At 71.1% G+C, this 23,439-nt stretch carries 24 protein-coding genes; 9 read left to right on the forward strand and 15 right to left on the reverse strand.

The window, feature by feature from the left end; translation table 11 throughout:
- Window positions 1–200 precede the first annotated feature (200 nt).
- Window positions 201–959, reverse strand: coding sequence for a fructosamine kinase family protein (locus QRN40_RS00400; protein ID WP_285117412.1), 759 nt, complete (start codon window positions 957–959; stop codon window positions 201–203).
- A gap of 47 nt (window positions 960–1,006) precedes the next feature.
- A complete protein-coding gene (locus QRN40_RS00405; RefSeq protein WP_285113421.1) occupies window positions 1,007–1,414 on the reverse strand; it encodes a VanZ family protein in 408 nt (135 codons plus the stop codon).
- A gap of 18 nt (window positions 1,415–1,432) precedes the next feature.
- On the opposite strand from QRN40_RS00405, the gene QRN40_RS00410 reads away from it, so the two are divergent.
- Window positions 1,433–2,638 (forward strand): low temperature requirement protein A, encoded by a 1,206-nt coding sequence (locus QRN40_RS00410; RefSeq protein WP_285113423.1) that lies wholly within the window; start codon window positions 1,433–1,435, stop codon window positions 2,636–2,638.
- A gap of 60 nt (window positions 2,639–2,698) precedes the next feature.
- Entirely contained in the window at window positions 2,699–2,866 is a 168-nt protein-coding gene (locus tag QRN40_RS00415; RefSeq protein WP_285113425.1) for a hypothetical protein, read from the forward strand.
- 6 nt (window positions 2,867–2,872) lie between these two features.
- Here the strand turns inward: QRN40_RS00415 and QRN40_RS00420 are convergent, their stop codons facing one another.
- From QRN40_RS00420 to pdxR, 6 genes are all read right to left on the reverse strand, one after another.
- Window positions 2,873–4,726 carry a family 43 glycosylhydrolase gene (locus tag QRN40_RS00420; RefSeq protein WP_285113427.1) on the reverse strand — a complete coding sequence of 618 codons (1,854 nt, stop codon included), beginning with the start codon at window positions 4,724–4,726 and terminating at the stop codon, window positions 2,873–2,875.
- A gap of 73 nt (window positions 4,727–4,799) precedes the next feature.
- On the reverse strand, window positions 4,800–5,330 hold the full coding sequence (locus QRN40_RS00425) for a DUF1269 domain-containing protein (RefSeq protein ID WP_285113429.1): 531 nt from the start codon (window positions 5,328–5,330) through the stop codon (window positions 4,800–4,802).
- Window positions 5,331–5,510: 180 nt separating this feature from the next.
- Entirely contained in the window at window positions 5,511–5,780 is a 270-nt protein-coding gene (gene rpsO / locus QRN40_RS00430; RefSeq protein WP_090036365.1) for a 30S ribosomal protein S15, read from the reverse strand.
- Between the two features lie 133 nt (window positions 5,781–5,913).
- Window positions 5,914–6,681 (reverse strand): VOC family protein, encoded by a 768-nt coding sequence (locus QRN40_RS00435; protein ID WP_285113435.1) that lies wholly within the window; start codon window positions 6,679–6,681, stop codon window positions 5,914–5,916.
- Window positions 6,682–6,733: 52 nt separating this feature from the next.
- A complete protein-coding gene (locus QRN40_RS00440) occupies window positions 6,734–7,333 on the reverse strand; it encodes an acyl-CoA-like ligand-binding transcription factor (RefSeq protein ID WP_285113436.1) in 600 nt (199 codons plus the stop codon).
- 7 nt (window positions 7,334–7,340) lie between these two features.
- Window positions 7,341–8,798 (reverse strand): MocR-like pyridoxine biosynthesis transcription factor PdxR, encoded by a 1,458-nt coding sequence (pdxR, locus tag QRN40_RS00445; RefSeq protein ID WP_285113440.1) that lies wholly within the window; start codon window positions 8,796–8,798, stop codon window positions 7,341–7,343.
- 79 nt (window positions 8,799–8,877) lie between these two features.
- On the opposite strand from pdxR, the gene QRN40_RS00450 reads away from it, so the two are divergent.
- Window positions 8,878–9,318: a carboxymuconolactone decarboxylase family protein gene (locus QRN40_RS00450; protein WP_285113443.1), complete on the forward strand. Its 441-nt coding sequence runs from the start codon at window positions 8,878–8,880 to the stop codon at window positions 9,316–9,318.
- A gap of 75 nt (window positions 9,319–9,393) precedes the next feature.
- On the opposite strand, the gene QRN40_RS00455 is transcribed toward QRN40_RS00450, so the two are convergent.
- Window positions 9,394–9,768 carry an FKBP-type peptidyl-prolyl cis-trans isomerase gene (locus tag QRN40_RS00455; protein ID WP_285113445.1) on the reverse strand — a complete coding sequence of 125 codons (375 nt, stop codon included), beginning with the start codon at window positions 9,766–9,768 and terminating at the stop codon, window positions 9,394–9,396.
- Between the two features lie 201 nt (window positions 9,769–9,969).
- Window positions 9,970–11,367, reverse strand: a complete 1,398-nt coding sequence (locus QRN40_RS00460) for an FAD-binding oxidoreductase (RefSeq protein WP_285113446.1) — start codon at window positions 11,365–11,367, stop codon at window positions 9,970–9,972.
- 192 nt (window positions 11,368–11,559) lie between these two features.
- Here QRN40_RS00460 and QRN40_RS00465 point away from each other — a divergent pair, with 192 nt between their 5' ends.
- The 5 genes from QRN40_RS00465 (at window position 11,560) to QRN40_RS00485 (ending at window position 16,072) form a co-directional block, all read left to right on the forward strand.
- A complete protein-coding gene (locus tag QRN40_RS00465) occupies window positions 11,560–13,080 on the forward strand; it encodes a DNA-3-methyladenine glycosylase 2 family protein (protein WP_285113447.1) in 1,521 nt (506 codons plus the stop codon).
- A 17-nt stretch (window positions 13,081–13,097) separates the two neighbouring features.
- Window positions 13,098–13,859, forward strand: a complete 762-nt coding sequence (locus QRN40_RS00470; RefSeq protein WP_285113449.1) for a glycosyltransferase family 2 protein — start codon at window positions 13,098–13,100, stop codon at window positions 13,857–13,859.
- A gap of 76 nt (window positions 13,860–13,935) precedes the next feature.
- Complete coding sequence (locus tag QRN40_RS00475; protein WP_285113450.1) at window positions 13,936–14,811, forward strand: fumarylacetoacetate hydrolase family protein; 876 nt, start codon at window positions 13,936–13,938, stop codon at window positions 14,809–14,811.
- A gap of 35 nt (window positions 14,812–14,846) precedes the next feature.
- Window positions 14,847–15,755 carry an alpha/beta fold hydrolase gene (locus QRN40_RS00480; protein WP_285113452.1) on the forward strand — a complete coding sequence of 303 codons (909 nt, stop codon included), beginning with the start codon at window positions 14,847–14,849 and terminating at the stop codon, window positions 15,753–15,755.
- 164 nt (window positions 15,756–15,919) lie between these two features.
- A complete protein-coding gene (locus QRN40_RS00485; RefSeq protein ID WP_285113454.1) occupies window positions 15,920–16,072 on the forward strand; it encodes a hypothetical protein in 153 nt (50 codons plus the stop codon).
- 155 nt (window positions 16,073–16,227) lie between these two features.
- On the opposite strand, the gene QRN40_RS00490 is transcribed toward QRN40_RS00485, so the two are convergent.
- From QRN40_RS00490 to QRN40_RS00510, 5 genes are all read right to left on the reverse strand, one after another.
- Entirely contained in the window at window positions 16,228–17,802 is a 1,575-nt protein-coding gene (locus tag QRN40_RS00490; RefSeq protein WP_285117413.1) for an aspartate ammonia-lyase, read from the reverse strand.
- A 165-nt stretch (window positions 17,803–17,967) separates the two neighbouring features.
- Entirely contained in the window at window positions 17,968–19,350 is a 1,383-nt protein-coding gene (locus tag QRN40_RS00495) for an aldehyde dehydrogenase family protein (RefSeq protein ID WP_285113457.1), read from the reverse strand.
- 28 nt (window positions 19,351–19,378) lie between these two features.
- The gene (trmB, locus tag QRN40_RS00500) at window positions 19,379–20,062 is read right to left on the reverse strand and encodes a tRNA (guanosine(46)-N7)-methyltransferase TrmB (protein ID WP_285113458.1); all 684 of its coding nucleotides are present in this window, start codon (window positions 20,060–20,062) and stop codon (window positions 19,379–19,381) included.
- Between the two features lie 27 nt (window positions 20,063–20,089).
- Window positions 20,090–20,383 (reverse strand): hypothetical protein, encoded by a 294-nt coding sequence (locus QRN40_RS00505; protein WP_285113460.1) that lies wholly within the window; start codon window positions 20,381–20,383, stop codon window positions 20,090–20,092.
- Between the two features lie 154 nt (window positions 20,384–20,537).
- Window positions 20,538–21,986 carry an NCS2 family permease gene (locus QRN40_RS00510; RefSeq protein ID WP_285117414.1) on the reverse strand — a complete coding sequence of 483 codons (1,449 nt, stop codon included), beginning with the start codon at window positions 21,984–21,986 and terminating at the stop codon, window positions 20,538–20,540.
- A 113-nt stretch (window positions 21,987–22,099) separates the two neighbouring features.
- Between QRN40_RS00510 and QRN40_RS00515 the strand changes: the two genes are divergently transcribed.
- Window positions 22,100–23,377, forward strand: a complete 1,278-nt coding sequence (locus QRN40_RS00515) for a uracil-xanthine permease family protein (protein WP_285113462.1) — start codon at window positions 22,100–22,102, stop codon at window positions 23,375–23,377.
- Window positions 23,378–23,439: the final 62 nt, after the last annotated feature.

Consider the following 23,439-nt stretch of genomic DNA (forward strand, 5'->3'; position numbering starts at 1 on the left):
GTGCGTGGGCTGAGCCCGTCTGGCCATCAGTAGAAATACACGGTTGCTCTCGCGCTGTTCGCAGCGGACGCATCCGGATACCACCACCGAGGACCAGCTCCTGCCAGCCTGCTCCGGGTTCCATCTCGGTATTGAGTTGGATGGGCGGCACGCGGCCGACCACCGACAAGCCTATCAGCCGGGGGCCGGGAATGGGCTGATCACAGCGCGATCGTCGCCCGCGCCGCGTCCGTCAGTGCCCGGCCGTACGACGGGCCGTGACCGGCGGCGTGGACGGCGAGCGGATGCAACTGGTGCAGCGGGGTGCGCTCCTGCCATCCGGCGCGCAGCGGCCGGGCCTCGTCGTACCCCGCGGTGAGCTCGTCCAGGTGGGGCGCGCCGAAGAGGGCGAGCATCGCCAGGTCGGTCTCGCGGTGGCCGCCGTGGGCCGCGGGGTCGATCAGCACCCCGCCGCGCGCATCCCACAGCAGGTTGCCCGCCCAGAGGTCGCCGTGGATGCGCGCGGGCGGTTCGTCGTCGTCCAACTCCCCGGAGGCGACGCGGTCGACCGCCTCCTGGATCACCGGGAGCTGCGCGGACGTGACGCTGCCCGCATCCACCGCTGTCCGGAGGTACGGGAGCACCCGGTCCCGCGCGTAGAACCGTCCCCAGCTCGACTCCCGCGCGACCGGCAGCGGGCGCTTGCCGATGAAGAGCGGGCCGTCCCAGCCGTCGGGCGGTGCGCCGAAGGCGTCGGCTCCGGCCGCGTGCGTCACCGCCAGAGCGGCGCCGAACCGGCGGGCATCGTCGGGCGTCGGCCGCGACTCGCGGATGCGCTCCAGCTCGATCCGGCCGGGCCGCACCGAGGCGACGCGGACGACCCGCGCTCCCCCGTCCGTCTCGGCTTCGCCCAGCCAGCGCAGTCCCGCCGCCTCGGCCTCGAAGAAGCCTGCAGGCGCATCCGCCCGCTCCTTGACCACCGTCTCCACGCCGCCACCCTACGTCCGCCGCGTGCGATCCCCGGCTGCTAACGCCGCGAGCGCGGGAGGGCGAACACGATCGCGATGCCGATCAGCGTGCCGAGAGTGTTGGCGAGCAGGTCGCGCCAGTCGCTGACCCGGGCCGGGAGGAACAGCTGCGTGAACTCGATCACGAGGGTCGCCACGACACCGACCCCGAGCGCCAGCCACCAGCGCCAGCGCCCGAGCAGCACCGTGAACAGCACGCCCATCGGCACGAACAGCAGGATGTTCGCGGTGAACTCCACCACGGAGTAGTTCACCCAGGCGAGCGCGGGCACCTGCGAGAGAGCGCGGAGCAGGGAACGCAGCAGCGGGTTCCCTGCCGGGTTCGCCGGGGCCGGGTTGAGCGTGATGTAGGCGACGACGGCCAAGTACACCACGATCAGGGCAGGGAGCACGACACGTCGGCGCATCCTCCTATGCTGGCGCACATGGCCAGTGCGTTCCGCATCCCGATGACCGGACGATCCCTCGATGAGCGGCACCGGGTCTCCAGCCCCCTGGAACTGCTGTTCGACCTGACATTCGTCGTCGCCATCGCGCAGGTCGCCGGGCAGCTGGCGCATGCGGAGGAGCAGGGGCACGTGATCGACCGTTTGCCGCTGTACCTCATGGTGTTCTTCGCGATCTGGTGGGCGTGGATGAACTTCACGTGGTTCGCCTCGGCGTACGACACCGACGACGTGCCCTACCGGCTGATGACGCTCATCCAGATGGGCGGGGTCCTTGTGCTCACGGCGGGCGTGCCCGCCGCGTTCGAGCACGAGAGCTTCACGGCGATCATCGTCGGCTACCTGATCATGCGGCTGGCGCTCATCGGCCAGTGGATCCGCGCTGCGGTGGAGCACCCGGAAGGCCGTAAGACCGCGCTCCGGTATGCCGTCGGGATCGCGGCGGTGCAGGTGCTGTGGGTGGCGTGGGGATTCCTCCCGCCGCAGCTTGCAGTCGCCACGTTCGTGCTCGGCGCCGCCCTCGAACTCGCCGTGCCGCTCTGGGCGGAGCGGCCGGGGATGACGAGCTGGCATCCGCACCACATCGCCGAACGCTACGGCCTGTTCACGATCATCGTGCTCGGTGAGTCGGTGTCCGCGTCGGCGATCGGGGTGCAGAGCGCCCTCGCGCAGTCCGGCTTCTCGGCAGCGCTGGTGTGGATCGCAGTTGCGGGCCTGGTGCTGCTGTTCGCGCTGTGGTGGCTGTACTTCCTGGAGCCTGCGGCCGAGGGCCTGAGGACACGCCGCCAGCTGTCGTTCTACTGGGGCTACGGGCACTACTTCGTGTTCGCGTCGCTGGCAGCACTCGGCGCCGGTCTCGAGGTCGCGGTGCAGGCAGGCGCGGCGCACACCGAGGCGTCGAACACGGCGGTCGAGTACGCGATCGCCGTGCCCTTGGCGGTGTTCCTGCTCATGCTCTACGTGCTGCACGCACCGCTGGTGGAGGAGGTGGTGGTGCGGCCGCTCAAGACCGGGGCCGCCCTGCTGCTGGTGCTGCTCCTCCCTCTCGCCTCACCGGCGATCGGGCTGGTCGGGGTGACCATCGGGATCGCGCTGGTGGCGGCCGCCCTCGTGGCGTTCACACTGCTCGACCAGTCGATCGCCGGGCGCAAGGCCGCCGCCGTCACCGGCGACGCCGCGTCCTGACACCGACACCGTCATCCCGAGCCCCTTGCCCGCCGCCGCGCCCCGCGGGAGAGTCGACGCATGAGCCACCGTGACGACCGCGCCGACCAGCTGACCACCGCGCCCGCCGCCGACGAGAGCGATGCGGATCCGCGCATCGACGTCAGCGAGGGGGACGACGGCCGCCGCCGCATCGACCTGCGCGCCGACGCAGCGGTGCGTCCGGGCACCGACCCGGAGCACCGCTGACCGTCGTCAACCGCCGTGGCCGCGGGGCGCCCCGTACACGCGCACGTAATCGAAGTTCGAGGTGAACCCGGCGGCCGCCATCGAGACCAGCCCCAGCCGGGGCGGGGTCGCCGAGAGCGGCGTCGTCCAGGTTCCGGCCTGGTCCCACGTCGCGCCGTCGTCCACGCTGGTGTAGGCGGTGTAGAGGTTCTCCGTGGCGGTGTGCGTCCTCACCAGCCGGAGCGTCGTCCACTCGGCGACCGGGCCGCCGACGGAGTTGCCGTAGCTGGGGTAGCCGGGGGCTTCCGGGGTCTCGCGCTTGCCGAACTCGGTCTGCCGGGTCTCCCAGATGGAGGTCACGGCGAGCTTCACGAAGTTCGCGTCGTCCTGGTAGATCACCAGGCCGCCCTGGGCGTAGTTCTGACAGCATCCGGAGCGCGGCACCGTCGTCGAGACGCGGGTCTCGACGGTGTAGTCGCCGCTCGGCAGCGCCCGCAGCGGCAGCCCGGCGGCACCCGCGTCCGGCCCGAGGTCGGCCTGCTGCATCTGCCAGTGCAGCGCGCCGCCGGAGACCGACCGGGTGGATGCGCCCGGGTCGCGCAGCCAGGTCCAGGCCGCGTCCATCCGGTGGCCGCCGAACTCGTCGGAGTAGCCCGGCAGCTTCGGTCCGCGGGCGGGGAGCTGAACGAAGGCGGGGCGGTAGGCGGGCGGCGGCCCGGCCACGACCGTCGGCGCGGGCTGCGGGCTGTCCGAGGGTCCGGCTCCTCCGCGGACCACCGGCCAGCCGTCCTTCCAGTCGAGCGGGTCCATCAGCACCGGGCGCTTGGTGTACGTCCCGGCGCCCGCCACATACGGGTCGGTGCGGTCGACCGCGTGGTACAGCATCCACTCCTGGCCGGTCGCGTCGACGGTGCTGGTGACGTGGCCCGGTCCGACCCACCGGTTGCCGTTCTGGTGCAGCACGGGGGTGCCGCCGACCCGGGAGTCGAGCAGCGAGGCACCGGTGCGGTCGACGAACGGACCCGTCGGCGAGGTGGAACGACCGGCGAAGACGCCGTACCCCGTCAGCGGCCCGTTGCAGCAGTTGGTCGCGGAGCCGAGCAGGTAGAAGTACCCGCCGTGCCGGATGATGTGCGTGCCCTCGTAACGGTTCGGGATGGCGACCTGCACCTGGCTCGCCGGGTCGGAGTGCAGGCCGTCGGCGCTCACGCGACGCACGGACAGGCCGCCGTAGTAGCTGCCGAAGTAGAGGTAGTTCTGGCCGCCGACCGTCAGCAGCTCGGGATCGTAGACCCAGCGGCGGTCGTTGGGATCGGTGCTGCCGGGCGTCGGCATCGGCTCGACGACCGGTCCGCCCGAGTCGACCCAGGGCCCGGCGGGGCTGCTGCTGGTGGCGACCCCGATCGCGGACCCGCCGCCCGGCGTGATGGTGTTGGTGGCGGTGTAGTAGAGCAGGTAGCGACCGCCGACGTACGCGACGTCGGGCGCCCACATGTCGCCGCTGCCGATCCACGCCGGCCGGGTGGGCAGCGCCTCCCCGACGAAGGACCAGTGCACCAGGTCGGTGGAGCGGTACGACGGGATGCTGGAGAATACGAGCGATCCGTCCGGGTTGCGCAGCGACGAGTCGATGACGTCGCGCGTGCAGTACAGGTACCAGGCGGGATCCGCCGCGTCGTGCGAGCGGATGACGTCAGGATCGGCGCACTGCTCGGCGGTGCGGCCCCCGCCCAGGTCGAGTTTCAGCGGGTTCGAGTACGTGGCCGCCGCGGCCTGCGGCACCGTCGCCGCCGTGGATGCGGGCGCGATGACCGCGGGTACCGCGACGCCGAGCGCCAGCGCTGTAACCGCCGAGATGAACCCCTTGAACGCATGACGCATGACCGCAGCTCCCCTTCGAGTCGTGACGTGCGTCACACGCTACAGCGCTGTAAAGCCGAAGAGAAGACTTCCGCTACGAGCCGGCAGCCTTCGAGACCTCGTCCTCCGACTTCGCGACGGCCTGTTGCAGCTCCTCGTAGTCGTCCTCGTCGATGGCCTTGGCGATGCGCTTGTCCGCCTTCACGAGGGCCGCCTCCACCTTGTCGGCCCACGTGTCGTCCACCACTGCGACGACTGCCGACGATCCCGGCGGCAGGTACTCGTCCACGTCGAGGCCCAGCTTCTTCTCGTCGTGTCGCTTCTGCAGCGCACCGATACCCGCACCGATGCCCGCGCCGAGCGCCGTGGCGAGGAGCAGTGGAGGCGCGAACAGGCCGACGACGATGCCGGCGCCCGCGCCGATCCCCACGCCGCGGCCCACCTTGCCGGTGTCGTGCTCGTGGACGGAGACCTTGCCCTCCGCGTCGCGGCTGATCACGACGGCGCCGTCCACCTTGTAGTCGCCGTCGTCCTCGCCGGACTTGAGCACCGCATAGTCGCTCGATGCCGCCGCGGCGTCGGCGTACGTCCCGACGACCAGGATGAGGTTCTTGTCCGCTGCCATGGTGCTGCCCGCTTTCGTCCCTGGGTCCGCCCCGGCGGCCGACCTCTCGCGGACATCGTGCCTCCGGGAGGGGGCCGTGCGGAATACACCGGATCCCGGTCGATGGACGTCAACGACGGAACGGGCCGCCACCCGGAGGTGACGACCCGTTCGTCAAGAAGTTCGCGGTGTCGCTCGAAGTTAGCGACGCAGGCCGAGACGCTCGATGAGCGAGCGGTAACGGCTGATGTCGATGTCGGCCAGGTAACCCAGCAGACGGCGACGCTGACCCACGAGCAGAAGCAGGCCACGACGCGAGTGGTGGTCGTGCTTGTGCTCCTTGAGGTGCTCGGTGAGGTCCTTGATCCGCTTGGTGAGGATCGCGACCTGCACCTCGGGGGATCCGGTGTCACCCGGGTGGGTTGCGTATTCTTCGATGATCGCCTTCTTGGTGTCTGCATCCAGCGCCATAGAGGGATCCCCTTCCTGCTCGTTGCGCGGTGCCCGGGGCCGAATGCCTGGGCTCTCTTGATCCGCGGCCGTTAGACGGCAACTGGAAGAGTCTACCAGAAGCACCGGGGCGGACTTCCCGCGCGGGCAGGCGTCAGGCGGGCTCGGGCTCCGGCTCCAGGAGCGCGAAACCGGCGCCCTGCGGGTCGAGGATCTCGGCCCAGCGGCCGACCCCCGGAGCCGACTGCGGCTCGGTGCGCAGCGTGCCGCCGAGCTCCGTGGCCCGCACGACCGCGGCATCCAAGTCGGCGACGTTGAAGTACACCAGCCAGTGCGCGGGTTCGGTCCCGTCGGAGCGGTAGGCGCCCGCCACGCTGGTCTCCCCCACGTCGAACAGGCCGTACGGCTCGTCGCCGACGCGCATCTCGCTGATGCCGACACCGAGCACGGACTCGTAGAACGGGAAGGTGGATGCGGGATCCTCCGCCACCAGCTCCAGCCAGTCCACCGCGCCGGGCTCGTCGCGCAGCCACGGGTCGCCGTGCTCGCGCCGCTGCCACAGGCCGAAGACGGCGCCGGCCGGGTCGGCGACGATGGCGAGGCGGATGCCCGGCACCGGCTCCCCCGGCTCCAGGAGCACCGAGCCGCCGGCGGAGGTCACCGCGGCGGCCGTCGCCTCCAGGTCGTCGACCGAGAAGTAGACGGTCCACACCGTCGGAGCGTCCTCGAACGGCAGCGGGCCGAGCGCGGTCACGGGCACACCGCGGGCGGACGCCAGCGAGAAGCCGCCCGTCTCGGCGAGCGCCGGTCCCACATCCCACCCGAACAGCGAACGGTAGTAGGTGGCGGCGGCGGGCTGATCGGCGCTCTGGAGGTCGATCCAGACCGGCGTGCCCTGCGGGAATGCGTCTTCGATCGGCATGGCCACACGCTACTCGCCGCCGGTGTCGCGGTTCTAGAGCGGATGCGCCCGGTCAGACGCCCCGCAGCACCTCGTCCATCGCGGTGACGACGACCTCGGCCGGCGACCCGCCGCCGTTGCGCGCCCACCAGAGCAGGGCGGAGAAGTCGGCGGACCCGATGGCGTCGGAGAGCACCTGGACGCGGAGGCTCTGCACATCCGCTCCGAGGCGCCGGGCGAGGAAGCCGGCTAGGATGTCCCGGTTCGCGGCGATCGCGGTCAGGCCGAACCCGATGAGCGCGGGATGCGTGCCCATCAGCGCGAGCCTGCGGCGGGTCGCCTCCTCCGCCTCCGGCGTCAGCGTCAGCGACTCGCCGACGGCCCGGGCGAGCACGTCGCGCACCGGTTCGTCGTCGCCGGCCGCTTCGAGCACGTCGTTCATGCGGCCGACCACCGGCTCCAGCCCACCCCACACCAGCGCCGGCTTGCTCGGGAAGTACCGGAACAGCGTCCTCCGCCCGATCCCGGCGACGCGGGCGATGTCGTCCATCGTCGTCTGCTCGTAGCCGTGCTCGTCGAAGTGGCGCAGCGCGAGGAGCGCCACCCGCTCGGGGTCGACGTCCGTCGGGCGTCCCCGACGGCGCGGGGCGGCGGAGGGCTCGGGCGGAGTCATCCTCCGATCATGGCACCGGATCGGCCGGGTGCGAGGTGCGCTCGCGTTCGACGGCCTCGGCCAGGATGCGCAGGCCGTCCGGGATCTGCTCGGCGGGGATGCCGCCGAAGCCCAGGAGCAGGCCGTCCGGTCCCGGCCGCACCCGGAACCGCGAGACCGGCTGCACCGAGACGCCGGCAACGGCTGCCCGCTCCGCCACGCGCCGGCCGTCGAAGCCGGTAGCGGCCGTCCCGTCGGCCAGGAGCGCGAGATGGAGGCCGGCGGCGGACGGCACCAGCGACAGCCCCGGGAGCATCCCGCCGACCGCCTCCGTCAGGACGCGGTGACGCTCCTCGTAGGCGCGGGTGGCGACCCGCACGTGACGAGCGAAACCTCCCGTGTCCAGGAACCGCGCCATCGCCCGCTGCGTCACCACGTCGTTGTGCCAGTCGGTCAGCCGCTTGGCGTTCCGCAGCGCGGGCAGCAGGGCCGGCGGCGCGACCAGGAAGCCGAGACGGAGCGCCGGGGCCATGGTCTTCGAGAAGGTGCCGACGTAGACGACGCGGCCGTCCGCATCCAGTCGCTGCAACGGGTCGAGCGCCCGCGCACCGAAGCGGTACTCGCTGTCGTAGTCGTCCTCGATGACGACGGCGTCGTGGCGCGCCGCCCACTCGAGCAGCGCGACCCGGCGCTCGAGCGGGAGCACGCCTCCGAGCGGGAACTGGTGCGACGGCGTCAGGTAGACCAGCCTGGCCGGCGGAAGTTCGTCGACCCGCAGGCCGTGCTCGTCCACCGGGACGGGGACGACGCGGGCGCCCGTGGTCTCGAACAGCTGCCGGACGGGCGGATAGCCCGGGTCCTCCACGACGACCGTGTCGCCGGGGCGCAGCAGCACCCGCGCGATGAGGTCGAACGCCTGCTGGGCGCCACTGGTCACGAGCACGTCATCGGGACCGGCCTCGACGGACCGGGCGAGCCCCAGGTGGCGGGCGATCCCCTCCCGGAGCCGCTCCACCCCCGCCGGGTCGGCGTAGTGGGCGGAACGGACGAAGCCGCCGCGCAGCTCGGCGGTCACGTAGCGGCGCCAGGTGTCCAGCGGGAACAGCATGGGATCCGGGGAGCCGATGCTGAAGTCGAAGGCGACCGGCCGCGGCTCGGTCCACAGCGGGTCGTCGAGGTCGCGCCAGAGGGCGGTCGGTTGTGCGGCGCCTCCCCGCCTGCTGGACGGCGCGGCGGCGTGCGAAGCGCCGGTGTAGGCGACGAAGGTCCCGGCGCCGACGCGGGCCGCGAGGTACCCCTCCGCGGTCAGGCGCTCGTACGCGGTCGAGACGGTCGTCCGGGAGACCTGCAGCTGGTCGGCGAACTCGCGGGTGGCCGGGAGACGCTCGCCCCGGCGCAGGCGGCCGTCGACGATCGCATCGCGCAGCTGCCGGTAGATGCGCTCGGCGCGGTCGCCGCGCCCGTCGATCGCGACGTGCAGTTCCACGGGTCCTCCCGAATGGCCTGATCGGAATCACGTGGAATGGATCTTACCCAGGACCAATCGCCTCCCTAGCGTGGAGGACATGACAGAACGCATCCAGCTCCCCACGCTCGTCCCCGAGGGCTACCGCAAGGTGATCAACCTCGACGGCTACGTCGGCACGAAGATCGAGGAACCCCTCGGCGACCTGATCAAGCTCCGGGCATCCCAGATCAACGGCTGCACCTACTGCGTCGACATGCACTCCGTCGACCTCCAGGGTCGCGGGATGCCGCTGCGGAAGGTGTTCGCCGTCTCGGCCTGGCGCGAGTCGCCGTGGTTCACCGACCGCGAGCGCACCGCCCTCGAGCTCACCGAGGCGGTGACGCTCATCCACCAGGGCGGCGTCTCCGACGATCTCTACCAGCGTGCGCTGGCCGAGTTCGGCGAGGAGGGACTGTCGAACCTCCTGCTCGCCATCGCGACCATCAACGTGTGGAACCGGATCGCCATCCCGACGCACATGCAGCCGCCGAGCCTCTGACCGCCCGCCACACACGACGAAGCGCTCCCCCGGCGTCGGCCGAGGGAGCGCTTCAGGTCGTGCGGGTCGGGAGGCTCAGCTCACGCCGAGCAGGTCGATCACGAAGATCAGGGTCTTGCCCGACAGCGGGTGACCGCCACCGGCCGGACCGTAGGCGAGCGCCGGCGGGACCGTCAGCTTGCGGCGTCCGCCGACCTTCATGCCGGGGATGCCCTCCTGCCAGCCCTTGATGAGGTTGTTCAGCGGGAAGTTGATCGACTGGCCGCGGCTCCAGGACGAGTCGAACTCCTCGCCGGTCTCGTACTCGACGCCGAGGTAGTGCACGTCGACCTTCGAGCCGGCGGAGGCTTCCGGGCCGGTGCCCTCGACGATGTCGACGATCTCGAGCGTCTCGGGAGCCGGGCCCTCGGGGGCGTCGACTTCGGGCTTCTGGTTGGTGTTCTCTGCCATGCGTCCATCCAACCGGTGCGGGGGTTCGGCGTCAAAGCCCGTTCGCTCACCGCGCAGCCGGAGACGGGCCTCGTGCGCCGGCGATTCGCCGGCCGGCGGATTCAGGGGTTGCGCTCGCCGCGCGGCGGGGGCATCCTTGACGCATAACTCGATCCCCCGGGAGCGCTGCAGGCATCGCCGCACCACCGGGGGTCGAGTCAGTTAACGGCCCCCGAAGACCTTGCCGGGGTTGAGGATCCCGAGCGGGTCGAACACCGACTTCAGCTTCACCTGGAGCTCGTAGGAGTCCGGTCCCAGTTCGTCCGCGAGCCAGCGCCGCTTGAGCACGCCGACGCCGTGCTCGCCGGTGAGCGTGCCGCCCAGCTCGATCGCCGTGCGGAACAAGTCGTTCGCCGCATCCCACACCGCGTCCGGCACCGTGTCCCCGCTGTAGACGAAGTTGGGATGCAGGTTGCCGTCCCCGGCATGGGCGACGGTCGGGATCGGGATGCCGTACTTCTGCGAGATGCGCTCGATCGCCTCGAACATCTCCGGCATGCGGGATCGCGGAACCGCGACATCCTCGATCAGCACCTCACCGGTCGAGGCGAGGGCCGGGTGGAAGGCGCGGCGCAGGGCGAGCAGCCGCTCCCCCTGCTCGGCGTCGGCGGCGACGCGGACGGTGCCGCCGGTCTCGGCGACCAGCCGGCCAGCGGCGTCGGCGTCCGCGGAGGCCGTCGGGCCGTCGAACTGCACCAGCAGATACGCGGCGCCTTCGGTGGCGCCGAACGCCTCGGCGATCTGCTCACGGCCCAGGTAGGCGGAGATGCGTTCGAGCGCGGGCGCGTCGAGCAGCTCCATGACCGCGGGGCGCAACTGCGCCGCCGTGATCCGGGCGGCTGCGGCCGCGGCTGCCCGCACGTCGGCGAAGAGCGCGCCCAGGGTGACCGGTTCGCCCGGCGGGATGGGCTGCGCGCGCACGGTGGCGCCGACGATGACGCCGAGGGTGCCCTCCGACCCGACGAACAGCGCCGTCAGGTCGTAGCCGGTTACACCCTTGACGGTGCGGTGCCCGGTTCGCAGGAGGCGTCCGTCCGCGAGGACGACCTCGAGGCCGAGCACCGCCTCCCGGGTCACGCCGTACTTCGCGCACAGCAGGCCGCCGGCGTTCGTCGCGATGTTGCCGCCGACGGTCGAGATCGCCTTGCTGGCTGGGTCCGGCGCGAAGAAGAGGCCGTACGGCTCCAGCGCCGCGTTCAGGTCGCTGTTCACGACGCCGGGCTCGACGACGGCGAGCTGGTCCTCGGCGGAGATCTCGACGATGCGGTTCATCCCCGACACGTCGAGCACGATCGACCCGTCCGTCCCGTTCGCTCCGCCCGCGAGACCGGTGCCCGCGCCGCGGGGGACGACGGGGACGCGGAACTCGCTCGCCGCCCGGAGCGTCGCCTGCACGTGCTCCACCGACCGCGCGGTGACGATCGCGAGGGGCGTCCCGTCCGCGACCCAGCCCGAGCGGTCGGTGCGGGCCGCCTCGAGGAGGGCGGGGTCGGTCGTGAGCACGCCCGCGGCGAGCGCCTCCTCGCCGAGCGCGGCGGTGAGCCAGTCGAGAACATCCATGCGTCCAGGCTACCGACGGGCCTCACGACGTCTCCCTCCCCCGCCCGCGGCCGAAGATTTGCGCCAAATCTCGGGAAAGCGGCCGCGATAGCCACGATTTGGCGCAAATCGTCGAGGGGGGACGTCGCAAGGGCGCGCGGTCGTGTCCGATTTCCGCTATCAGGGGTCGGTGGCGGGTGGCAGGGTGGAGGCATGAGCACCGCCCGCCATGACGTCACCGAGCCCGTTTCCGCCGACCCCGTATTCGCGGAGCGGTACCGGGCGATGAGTGCCAGGGATGCGCGCTTCGACGGGCAGTTCATCACCGGCGTGCACTCCACCGGGATCTACTGCCGGCCCAGCTGCCCGGCCGTCACCCCGAAGCCCGGCAACGTCAGCTTCTACCTCACGGCTGCCGCCGCGCACGAGGCCGGCCTGCGCGCCTGCAAGCGATGCCTCCCGGATGCCGTTCCCGGCTCGCCCGAGTGGAACATCCGCGACGACCTCGCCGCCCGCGCCATGCGCCTCATCGCCGACGGCACGGTCGAACGGGAGGGCGTCCCCGGCCTCGCGCGGCGGCTCGGCTACACGCCGCGGCACCTGAACCGCGTGCTCACCGCCGAGCTGGGTGCGGGTCCGCTCGCTCTCGCTCGAGCGCACCGGGCCCAGACGGCGCGCCTGCTGCTCACGGGCACCGATCTGCCGATCACCGATGTGGCCTTCGCCGCGGGCTTCAGCAGCGTCCGCCAGTTCAACGAGACGATGGCCGAGGTCTACCGGTTGACGCCCGGCGCCATCCGCACGGCCGCGCGCCGCTCGCCGGCGGCCGCGCACCGCGGACCGGGGGCGGTGACGCTCAGCCTGCGGCTCCCGGCGCGGGCGCCGTTCGACGGAGCGTCGGTCCTCGGGTTCCTGGGCGCGCGCGCCATCGAGGGGATGGAGTCGTCCGGCACCGCCGGCGCCGAGTACGCACGCGCCCTGCGCCTGCCGCACGGGCCGGCGGCCGTGCGGCTCACCCTGACCGGCACTCCCGCCGTACCGGCGGTCCAGTGCGAGGCGGCGCTCGCCGACATCGCCGACCTCGCGCCGCTCGTCGCACGCGTGCGCCGGCTGCTCGACCTGGACGCCGACGCGGAGGCGATCGACGCGGTGCTCGCCTCCGACCCCGCCCTCGCCCCCCGCGTCGCGGCGTCGCCCGGGCTGCGCCTCCCCGGCGCGGTGGATGCGGAGGAGATCGTGTTCCGCGCGCTCATCGGGCAGCAGGTGTCCGTGGCGGCGGCGCGGACCGCGCTCACCCGGCTCACCGACGCGCTGGGCGAACCCATCGCCCTCCCCGTCCCGGGAGGCGACGGCACGTTCACCCGGCTCTTCCCGACCGCCGCTGCCATCGCCGAGCGCGGCCGGGAGGTGCTGCGCGGCCCCGCGCGGCGGGTCGACGCGATCATCGGCGTCGCCACCGAACTCGCGGAGGGACGGCTCGTGATCGACGTCGGGGAGTCGCGCGACGACCTCGAGCAGCGGCTGCTCGCCCTCCCCGGCGTCGGGCCGTGGACCGCCGGGTACATCGCCCTCCGGGTGCTCGGCAGCCCCGACGTGCTGCTCACCGGCGACCTCGCCCTGCGGCAGGGAGCCACGCGGCTCGGCCTGCCGTCCGAGCCGCGCGCGCTGGCCGAGTACGGGACTCGATGGGCGCCGTGGCGCAGCTACGCGGGCCTCCACTTGTGGAGGAGCTGAAAGGGTACGATCACCACGTGCCCACCGTCTCGGTCGTGATCCCCGCTCTCGACGACGCGGAGATGCTCTCGCAGTGCCTGACTGCGCTGGCGGCGCAGTTGCGGCCGGCCGAGGAGATCATCGTGGTCGACAACGGCAGCACGGACGACACTGCGGCCGTCGCGCGCGCGGCAGGCGCCCGCGTGGTCGAGCAGCCCCGGCGCGGCATCTGGCCCGCCGCATCCACCGGGTACGACGCCGCCACCGGCGACATCATCGCCCGATTGGATGCGGACTCGCGCCCGCCCGCCGACTGGCTGCTCCACATCGAGGCCGAGCTCCTCGACGCCCCGGAGGTCGGCGTGCTGACCGGCCCCGGCGTCTTCTACGACGGGAGCACCGTCGTCGCGGGTCTCGGCCAGGTGCTCTACATCGGCGGGTACTTCTGGTCGATGGGGCTGTGGCTCGGGAACGCGCCGGTCTTCGGCTCCAACTTCGCCATGCGGCGGGAGGTGTGGCTGGACGCCCGGAGCCGCGTGCACCGTGATCGCAGCGACATCCACGACGACCTCGACCTCTCCTTCCACCTGGGCCTCGACGTCATCGTCCGCTACGACGAGCGCCTGACCGTCGGCATCTCCGCGCGTCCCTTCTCCACCTGGCGCGGCTTCGGCCGCCGGCTGGGATGGGCGTACACGACGCTGGCCATGCACCTGCCCGAGCAGTCGCCGTGGCGGCGCCGGGTCGACCGCCGGCGGCGCGCACATGAGCAGGAGCGCGACGTCCCGGGCGTCGCCTGACCAGCACCGACTGAGAGGGTTGCGCGCCACCCGCCTCCGGTTCGGTCGCGCGCCGCTGGCCCGATAGCCTGGGAGCGTGAGATTCTCGCACCTCAGCACCGCCGCAGATCCCGGGCCCCGCCTGGCCGCCGTCATCGCAGACGGAGCACTCTTCCTCGACGAGGTGATGGCCCAGCCGCCACGGGACCTGCAGGAACTGATCGAGCGGGGCGATGAGGGGCTCGCCGAGGTTCGCGGTGTCGTCGCGGAGGCCGAGGCCGACGGCCGCGAACTGCCGCCCGTCCACGAACTGCGTCACGCCTCCGCGGTGCTGCGTCCACCGCACGTCATCGCGATCGGCGCCAACTACGCCGCGCACGCCTCCGAGCTGAAGCTGCGCAGCGAGAAGGCCGCCACCGTCTTCAACCTCTGGCCGAACTCGCTCGCGGGTCACGGCGGCACCACCACCTGGCCGGCCGACCTCTCCACCCAGGTCGACTACGAGGCCGAGCTCGGCGTGATCATCGGCAAGCCCGCCCGCAACGTCTCGGTGCGCGACGCGCTCGATCACGTCTGGGGCTACACGGTCGTCAACGACATCACGGCGCGCGACCTGCAGTTCTCCGAGGCGCAGTGGTCCCGCTGCAAGTCGTTCGACGGCTTCACCCCCACCGGTCCCGTCGTCGTCACCGCCGACGAGATCCCCGACCCGCAGGACCTGTGGCTGACCACCAACGTCGACGGCGCGATCCTGCAGGATGCGTCCACGGCCGACATGGTGCGCAGTGTCCCCGAGCTGATCGAGTTCCTGTCGCGCTCCGCGACCATCCCGCCCGGGACGCTGATCTCGACGGGCAGCCCGGGCGGTGCGGGATACTCGCGCACCCCGCCGGTGTTCCTCCGCGACCGCTCCATCGTGACCGTGTCGATCGGCGGGATCGGCTACCTCACCACGTACTGCCGCGTCACCTGACGACGTCCCGGCCCGAGGTGGGCTATCGTACCTTCGTGTCCATCGGGGAGCGGCGTCCGGTCACGGGCGGGGACGACGAGGCTGCACGCCTCGACGCCGCGCTGCCCGATATCGACTGGTCCATCGCGCCGGTCGGGACCGTGTTCTCCCGCTTCCGTGCCCCGAGCGGCGAGCTGGCGGTCGCCTCGCTCGGCGACCCGGCCGACCCGCGGGTCGTCCTCATCCCCGGCGTGACGGGATCGAAAGAGGACTTCTACCTGCTCGCGCCCATCCTGGTCGCGGCCGGCTACTACGTGCAGAGCTTCGACATGGCGGGGCAGTACGAATCGGCCGCCGCCGGGCCTGTCCCGGGCGGACGCTACACCTACGGACTGCTGGTCGCCGACGTCCTCGCCTTCCTCCGCGACGGCGGACCGGCCCATGTGCTCGGCTACTCGTTCGCGGGCATCCTCTCCGAGCTGGCTCTGGTGGAGCATCCCGAGCTGTTCCGCTCGCTCACGCTGCTTACCGCGCCGCCGGAGCCCGGGCAGGCGTTCCGCGGGGTACGCGTCATCGGCTGGCTGAGCTGGCTGACGACCGCGCATCAGGGAGCGGGGCTGATGATCTGGGGCATCACGACGAACAAGAACCGCGTGTCGGACAGTCGGCTGGCCTTCGTCCGCGCGCGCTTCGCGCTGACGCGCCGCTCGAGCGTCGACGACATCGTGGGGCTCATGAAGCGGGTGCCGGATGTCCGGTCCCGCGTCGCCCGCAGCGGCGTCCCGGTGCTGGTCGCCACCGGCGACCACGACCTCTGGCCCACGCACATGCACGCCGCGAACGCGCAGGCGCTCGGCGCCCGGCTGGCGGTCTACCGCACCGGCCACAGCCCCTGCGAGACCGCGCCGCACCAGCTCGGGCGCGACATGATCGCGCTGTTCCGGGAGGCGGAGGGGCGCGCGTAATGAGGCGCCGCATCCCACCCGGGCCCGTCCCCCGTTTGGGGGGATAGTCCCGCTCCTACCGGCCGACGCAGAATGACCGGGCAGCGAGGAGGACGGATGCGGAAATGCAGGAAGACGACTTCATTCACCCGCCTCACCCCCCGCGTCTGCGCGAACACGTCGGGATGATCCGCTGGCAGCGCACCGGCGACGGCGAATGGGCCATGCAGACCGCCCGCGGGCAGTTCCTAGGGGGCAACGGCCACGTCTGGCGCGTCCGCCTCTACTCCGGGATCGAACTCGAGTACGACCTCGAGGAGTGGGCCCCGTTCCAGTGACCTCCGCTGGGCGCTGAGCACCCGCCCGGCCGGGCCGGGCGGGTGCCGGCGCTCGGTGCAGCGAGACTCAACGCGCCGGCTCCCTTGTCGTCACGTCAGGCGTGACGACCTCTGTGGAGGCCCGGGACCAGTCTCGCGCCCGATGGGCCAATTGCCTAGTAGTGCGTCGGCTGCTCGTCGCCGTCGACCCGCGCCTCGAGCACCGCATCCGACTCGATGACCGGGATCGCGGTCGTGATGACCTCGAGTCCGCTCAGGCGGGCGGGCGACAGCAGGCGCGTGACCTCCTCGCGGCTCATGAGCTTCGCATCCACGACCAGGTCGGCGACGTTGTGCCCGGTGAGCAGGGCGGACTTCGCCAGCGCCGCCGCGGCCGCGTAGCCGATGTGCGGGGTGAGAGCGGTGATGACGCCCACCGACGAGCCGACCATCGCCCCGAGGCGCTCCTCGTTCGCGGTGATGCCGTCGACGCAGTTGATGCGGAGGGTGTGGAACGCCTGCGCCATCCAGGTGATGCTCTGCAGCAGGGAGTGGGCGATGACCGGTTCGAAGGCGTTGAGCTGCAGCTGGCCGCCCTCCGCCGCCATGGTGACCGTCACATCCGCGCCGGCCACCGAGAAGGCGACCTGGTTGACGACCTCGGGGATGACCGGGTTGACCTTGCCGGGCATGATGCTGGAGCCCGCCTGGCGCGGCGGGAGATTGATCTCGCCGAGACCGGCCTGCGGTCCCGAGGAGAGCAGCCGGAGGTCGTTGCAGATCTTGGACAGCTTGATCGCGCTGCGCTTCAGCGAGCCGGAGAACGACATGAAGGCGCCGGCGTCGCTGGTCGACTCGATGAGGTCGGGGGCGGTCTCGAGGTTGAGCCCGGTGATCACGTTGAGGTGCCGGACCGCGGCGGCCGCGTAGCCGGGGTCCGCGGTGATCCCGGTTCCGATCGCGGTCGCGCCGAGGTTGATCTCGGCGAGGAGCCACTTCGTCTCGGTGAGGCGTGCGTGATCCTCGGTGAGGGTCGTCGCGAAGCCGTGGAACTCCTGCCCGAGCGTCATCGGCACGGCGTCCTGCAACTGGGTGCGGCCGACCTTGAGGATGTTGCGGAACTCCTCCGCCTTGTGCGCGAACGAGTCGCGCAGCAGGGCGAGCTCGTCGAGCAGGTGGCCGAGCGCGAAGGTGAGTCCGATCTTGATGGCGGTCGGGTACGTGTCGTTGGTGCTCTGGCTGCGGTTGACGTCGTCGATCGGATGGATGTGCGCGTAGTCGCCCTTGGGGTGGCCGTCGAGCTCGAGCGCGATGTTGGCGATGACCTCGTTGGCGTTCATGTTGGTCGAGGTGCCCGCGCCGCCCTGCATGACGCCGACGACGAACTGGTCGTGGAAGCGGCCGTCGATGATGAGCTGGCAGGCCTGGTCGATCAGGTCGGCCTTGTGCGGTTCGAGCACGCCGATCTCGAGGTTCGCCCGGGCGGCGGCCTGCTTGACGGCGGCCAGCGCGACGATGAGGTCCGGGTAGACGGAGATGGGGCGCTTGGCGATCGGGAAGTTCTCGAGCGCCCGCGAGGTGTGGACGCCCCAGTAGGCGTCGGCGGGGATCTCGCGGCTGCCGAGGGAGTCGGTCTCGGTGCGCGTGGCGCGGCCGTCGGCGCTGGGGGTCGGGACGTCGGAGACGTTCTCGGACGCGTCGGTCACCTCGGCGGTGACGACGGGGATGGGGGCTGTCTTCGACTCGTCCATGGTTGCTGTCGGGTTCACGGTTGGCACCGTTGCCTCTCGTTGTGCGTTGGCATGCGTTCGCGCCGGATGTTCGTGGCCTCCGGCAGTGCCGAGCCTACCCCTGGGCATCGGAGGCCCGGTGGACACCCTGTACCGCGTCAGGCCGCCGCTTCGACACGGTGTCGATCAGCCCAGCTTGCGCAGCAGCCCGCGCGCGAAGCGGTCCTTCGCCTCGGTGTACGGCGGGTAGATCAGGCGCAGCGTGTCCGGGCTGAGCGCCTTGCTGAGCACTGCCTTCTCGTGGCTGAACGTGCGCAGCGAACGCTCGCCGTGGTACGCGCCGGCGCCGCTCTCCCCCACGCCGCCGAACGGCAGTCCCGCCACCGCCAGGTGCGCCGCGGGGACGCCGAAGCCGACCGCGCCGGAGCTCGTCTCGGTGAGGATGCGGCGGCGTACCGTCGCGCTCGAGGTGAAGACGTACAGCGCGAGCGGCTTGTCCCCGGCGCGGATGAAACGGATGGCGTCGTCGAGCCGGTCGACCGGGAGGATCGGCAGGATCGGGCCGAAGATCTCCTCCGCCATGACGGGCGAGTCCGGCGCGACCTCGGTCAGGACGGTCGGCGCCAGGTAGCGGCCGGTGGCGTCGTGCCCGCCGCCGACGGCTGCGGTGCCGGAGCCGAGCATCCCGGTCAGGCGGTCGAACTGGCGGTCGTTGACGATCCGGCCGTAGTCGGGGCTCTGCGCCGGGTCGTCGCCGTAGAGGTCGCGCACGGCGTCCCGGAGTGCGTCGGTGAGGCGCGGCACGACGGAGCGGTCGGCGAGGACGTAGTCGGGTGCGACGCAGGTCTGGCCGGCGTTCATGAACTTGCCCCAGGCGATGCGCCGCGCGGCGGCCGCGACGTCGACGGTGCCGTCGACGTAGACGGGCGACTTGCCGCCCAGCTCCAAGGTCACAGGCGTGAGGTGCTCGACGGCCGCCGCCGCCACGATCCGTCCGACCCGGCCGTTGCCGGTGTAGAAGATGTGGTCGAAGCGCTGCGCGAGCAGGTCGGTGGTCTCCTCCACCCCGCCCTCGACGACCGCGACCGCCCGGGCATCCAGGTACTGCGGGATGAAGCGGGCCATCGCCGCCGACGTGGCCGGGGCGAGTTCGCTGGGCTTGAGCACGACGGCGTTCCCCGCCGCGAGCGCGCCGACGAGCGGTGCGAGGAGCAGCTGGACCGGGTAGTTCCATGGTGCGATGACGAGCACCACCCCGACCGGCTCGAGGATCGTGGATGCGCGGGCCGGCATCAGCGCGCCGGGAACCGGAACGCGGCGCGGCCGCAGCCAGCGGCGCAGGTGCTTCAGCGTGTGGTCGATCTCGCCCACGACGAACCCGAGTTCGGCGATCTGCGACTCGGTGGGGTTCTTGGCGAGGTCGGCGAGCAGCGCATCCTCGAAGTCGGCGGCCCGCTCGGTGAGCATCCTCCGCAGAGCCTTCAGCTGCGCCAGGCGCCAGGCCAGCGGCTTCGTGGTGCCGCGATCGAACGCGGAGCGGAGGGCGTCGACGGTACGGGCATGCGTCATGCGCCCATCCTACGAACGACCGCTGCGGTCAGCGCGCGGGGCGGTACGCCAGATCGAAGATGGCGTGGCCGAGGCGCTCGCCCCGGCGCTCGAACTTGGTGACGGGGCGGTCGTCGGGGCGGGGGACGAAGTGCGCGTCGCCGGCCACGTTCGTGAGCCCCGGCTCCGCATCCAGCACCTCGATCATGTGCTCGGCGTAGGGCTCCCAGTCGGTAGCGAGCCGCAGCACGCCGTCGTCCGCGAGCGCTGCGGCGAGCAGCCGGCCGACCTCCGGCTGGATGAGCCGCCGGCGGTGATGCCGGGCCTTCGGCCACGGGTCCGGGAAGAAGACGAGGATCTCGTCCACCGAGCGCTCAGCCAGTCCCCGCTCGAAGACCTCGACGGCGTCGTGGCGGATGATCCGGATGTTGTGGAGCCCGCGATCCCGCATCCCGCCCAGCACCCGGCCGATGCCGGCGCCGTGCACCTCGATCCCGAGGAAGTCGCGGTCGGGGTGACGCTCGGCGAGCGTGAGCAGATTCTCGCCGTTGCCGAAGCCGATCTCGACGACCCGCGGAGCTGTCCGCCCGAAGGCGGCGTCGAGGTCGAGCGGCGAGCCGTCGAAGTCGATGCCGAAAGTGGGCCACAGCTCGTCGATCGCGCGGGACTGTGCCTCGGTCTTGCGCCCGCGGACGACGAAACTGCGGGGCCGGACGAGCGGGGATGGTTCCATCCCTCTATTGTCGCAGCGCGGTGGAGATCAGTTGAATGCGAACGGCAGCGCGGCGAACCCGATCCCGATGCCGACCAGCGTGAGCAGCGCGACGAACGCGATGCCGACGAGCATCACCGCGTTCAGGACGATGCCCCACACGGCGTAGGTCTTGCCGAGCGGCTCCTGCTTGAGCGCCAGGATGCCGACGACGAGGCCGGCGACGGGTGCGACGAGGGTCCACCCGAACACGATCGAGGCGATGCCCAGCGCGAGGCTGGTGATGCTGAGCGTGCGGACGGGTGCGACGGTGGAGTAGGACGTTTCAGTGGTGGTGGTCATGGATCCAGTCAAGCGGCACGCGCCATCGCCCGGTATCCGGATAACCCCCGATTCGACCCTGAGGCCCACCCACCACTCAAGGATTCGTGCCGAATGTGCGCTATTCGTCACGAATAGCGCACATTCGGCACGAATCGCGAAGAGGGGAGGGGGCTCAGACCTGCCCGAGCAGCCCCTCGATCGGACCACGGGCGAAGTAGATCAGGAAGCCGGCCGCGACGATCCACAGCAGCGGGCTGATCTGCCGACCCTTGCCGGCGAGCGAGCGGATGAGCACCCAGCTGATGAAGCCGACGCCGATCCCGTTGGCGATCGAGTAGGTGAGCGGCATGACGATGATCGTCAGGAACACCGGCAGCACCACCGAGAACTCGCTGAAGTCGATGTGACGGATCTGCACCACCATCAGCGCACCGACGATGACGAGCGCGGCCGCGGCGACCTCGAGCGGGACCACCTGGGTGAGCGGCGTGAAGAACATCGCCAGCAGGAACAGCGCGCCGGTGACGACGCTCGCGAAGCCGGTCTTGGCGCCCTCCCCGATGCCGGAGGCCGACTCGACGAACACCGTATTGGACGACGCCGAGGTGCCACCGCCGACGATGGCGCCGACACCCTCGACGATCAGGGCCGACTGGAGGCGCGGGAACGTGCCGTCCTCGTTCGACAGTCCCGCGCTGCGCGCCAGACCGGTCATCGAGCCCATGGCGTCGAAGAAGTTGGTGAAGACGAGGGTGAAGATGAGCATCGTCGCCGCGAGGGCGCCGATGCGTCCGAAGGCGCCGAACAGGTCGACGTTGCCGACCAGGCTGAGGTCGGGCAGCGACACGAGCGAGGTGGGCAGCTGCGGGACCGTGAGGTTCCAGCCCGCCGGGTTCTTCCCCATCGACGGGCCGACGTGCCAGATGGCCTCTCCGATGATCGCGACGACGGTGGCCGCGACGATGCCGATGAGCAGCGCGCCCTTCACCTTGCGAGCCATCAGCACGCCCATGATGATCAGCGCGACCAGGAAGGTGATCGTCGGGAGCGTTGCGATGGAGCCGGCCTCACCGAGCTGCACGGGCGGCGACGAGAGGGTAGTCGTACGGACAAAACCGCTGTCCACGAATCCGATGAACGCGATGAACAGACCGATGCCGACGGTGATCGCCGTCTTCAGCGGCGCCGGGACGGCGTTGAAGATCAGCTTCCGGAGCCCGGTCGCCGACAGCAGCACGATGATGATGCCGTTGATGACGACGAGACCCATCGCCTCCTGCCAGGTCAGCACCTTGACCACGTTGACGGCGAGGAACGAGTTGATCCCGAGGCCGGCCGCGAACGCGAAGGGCAGCCGAGCGACGAGTCCGAACAGCACGGTCATCACGCCGGCGCTGAGGGCGGTCACCGCGGCGACCTGCGAGGTGCCGAGCGTGTGACCCACGACGTCCTTGGTCCCGCCGAGGATGAGCGGGTTCAGGATGACGATGTACGCCATGGTGACGAACGTCAGGACGCCGCCGCGCACCTCCGTCCCCCACGTCGTGCCACGGGCGCTGATCTCGAAGAAGCGGTCGAGGCGCCCTTTGGAGGTGGGGGGCGCGCTGGTCGAAGCGGAAATGGTGACTCCCGTAAGATCGGTGGGCGGTGGACGGCGAAGACTCAGGTCCGTCGAGTAATGCGCGAATGCGCAGCACCAAGTTTATTCCGACTCGAGACCTCCGAAGGACACGAATGGCTCTGCCCTGGACGCTGCACGGCGATGGAAAAAAGGTCGGCGCTCACGAGATCGTGCTGCCCGGCGAACGGCTGACCTGGCCGCGCACCATCGGGCTCGGCGCCCAGCACGTCGTGGCGATGTTCGGCGCGACGTTCCTCGTCCCACTGCTGACCGGCTTCCCGCCGGCGACGACGCTGCTGTTCTCGGGCGTCGGCACGCTGCTGTTCCTCGTCATCACCGGCAACCGGCTGCCGAGCTACCTCGGTTCGTCGTTCGCCTTCATCGTCCCGATCGTCGCCGCGACGAAGGCGAACGGGATGCCGTCCGCTCTGTTCGGCATCGTGGTCACCGGCATCCTCCTCGCCGTCGTCGGGCTCATCGTCGTCGCGACCGGGACCCGCTGGATCGACGGCCTGATGCCCCCGATCGTCGCCGGCGCCATCGTCGCCTTGATCGGCTTCAACCTGGCCCCGGCGGCCGGCGCGAACTTCGCCAAGGCCCCGGTCACGGCACTCGTGACGCTCGCCGCCGTCATCCTGTGCACGGTGTTCTTCCGCGGGATGCTCGGGAGGCTGTCCATCTTCCTCGGCGTCGCCGTCGGCTACGTCTTCGCCGTGATCGTCGGCCAGGTGGACTTCAGCGGTGTCGCCAAGGCGGCGTGGATCGGCCTGCCGCAGTTCACCCTGCCCGCCAACCCGTTCACGTCCCCCGCCTCGACCTGGGGCATCCTGCCGGCGTTCCTTCCCGTCGTCCTGGTGCTCATCGCCGAGAACGTCGGCCACATCCGCGGCGTCGCGCAGCTCACCGACCCGTCGGTGAACCGCCTCACCGGGCGTGCGCTCTTCGCCGACGGGCTCGCGACCACGATCGCCGGCTTCTTCGGCGGGTCCGGGACGACGACGTACGGCGAGAACATCGGCGTGATGGCTGCGACGCGCGTCTACTCGACCGCCGCCTACTGGGTGGCCGGCATCGTCGCCATCCTGCTCGGCCTCTCGCCCAAGGTCGGCGCCGTCATCAACACGATCCCGGCGGGCGTGCTCGGCGGTGTGACGACGGCGCTGTACGGCCTCATCGGGATCATCGGCGTCAAGATCTGGCTCGACAACAAGGTCGACTTCTCCAAGCCGACGAACCAGTTCACGGCCGCGACCGCGCTGATCATCGGCATCGGAGACTTCACGCTGAACCTCGGGCAGCTGACGTTCAACGGGATCGCCCTGGGCGCGATCGCCGCGATCGTGGTCTACCACGTGATGAACGCGATCTCGCGGGTGCGCGGCACCGCCTGAGCCCCGACGATTTGCGCCAAATCTCGGGTAAACGCGCCGCATTACGATGAATTGGCGCAAAT

This window comes from Leifsonia sp. fls2-241-R2A-40a, assembly GCF_030209575.1.
Taxonomy (GTDB): domain Bacteria; phylum Actinomycetota; class Actinomycetes; order Actinomycetales; family Microbacteriaceae; genus Leifsonia.

Coding starts and splice junctions, on each gene's coding strand:
- QRN40_RS00405 (WP_285113421.1), bottom strand. CDS start 1,414: ATGCGCCGACGTGTCGTGCTCCCTGCCCTGATCGTGGTGTACTTGGCC.
- QRN40_RS00410 (WP_285113423.1), top strand. CDS start 1,433: ATGGCCAGTGCGTTCCGCATCCCGATGACCGGACGATCCCTCGATGAG.
- QRN40_RS00415 (WP_285113425.1), top strand. CDS start 2,699: ATGAGCCACCGTGACGACCGCGCCGACCAGCTGACCACCGCGCCCGCC.
- QRN40_RS00420 (WP_285113427.1), bottom strand. CDS start 4,726: ATGCGTCATGCGTTCAAGGGGTTCATCTCGGCGGTTACAGCGCTGGCG.
- QRN40_RS00425 (WP_285113429.1), bottom strand. CDS start 5,330: ATGGCAGCGGACAAGAACCTCATCCTGGTCGTCGGGACGTACGCCGAC.
- rpsO (WP_090036365.1), bottom strand. CDS start 5,780: ATGGCGCTGGATGCAGACACCAAGAAGGCGATCATCGAAGAATACGCA.
- QRN40_RS00435 (WP_285113435.1), bottom strand. CDS start 6,681: ATGCCGATCGAAGACGCATTCCCGCAGGGCACGCCGGTCTGGATCGAC.
- QRN40_RS00440 (WP_285113436.1), bottom strand. CDS start 7,333: ATGACTCCGCCCGAGCCCTCCGCCGCCCCGCGCCGTCGGGGACGCCCG.
- QRN40_RS00450 (WP_285113443.1), top strand. CDS start 8,878: ATGACAGAACGCATCCAGCTCCCCACGCTCGTCCCCGAGGGCTACCGC.
- QRN40_RS00455 (WP_285113445.1), bottom strand. CDS start 9,768: ATGGCAGAGAACACCAACCAGAAGCCCGAAGTCGACGCCCCCGAGGGC.
- QRN40_RS00460 (WP_285113446.1), bottom strand. CDS start 11,367: ATGGATGTTCTCGACTGGCTCACCGCCGCGCTCGGCGAGGAGGCGCTC.
- QRN40_RS00465 (WP_285113447.1), top strand. CDS start 11,560: ATGAGCACCGCCCGCCATGACGTCACCGAGCCCGTTTCCGCCGACCCC.
- QRN40_RS00485 (WP_285113454.1), top strand. CDS start 15,920: ATGATCCGCTGGCAGCGCACCGGCGACGGCGAATGGGCCATGCAGACC.
- QRN40_RS00490 (WP_285117413.1), bottom strand. CDS start 17,802: ATGGACGAGTCGAAGACAGCCCCCATCCCCGTCGTCACCGCCGAGGTG.
- QRN40_RS00495 (WP_285113457.1), bottom strand. CDS start 19,350: ATGACGCATGCCCGTACCGTCGACGCCCTCCGCTCCGCGTTCGATCGC.
- trmB (WP_285113458.1), bottom strand. CDS start 20,062: ATGGAACCATCCCCGCTCGTCCGGCCCCGCAGTTTCGTCGTCCGCGGG.
- QRN40_RS00505 (WP_285113460.1), bottom strand. CDS start 20,383: ATGACCACCACCACTGAAACGTCCTACTCCACCGTCGCACCCGTCCGC.
- QRN40_RS00515 (WP_285113462.1), top strand. CDS start 22,100: ATGGCTCTGCCCTGGACGCTGCACGGCGATGGAAAAAAGGTCGGCGCT.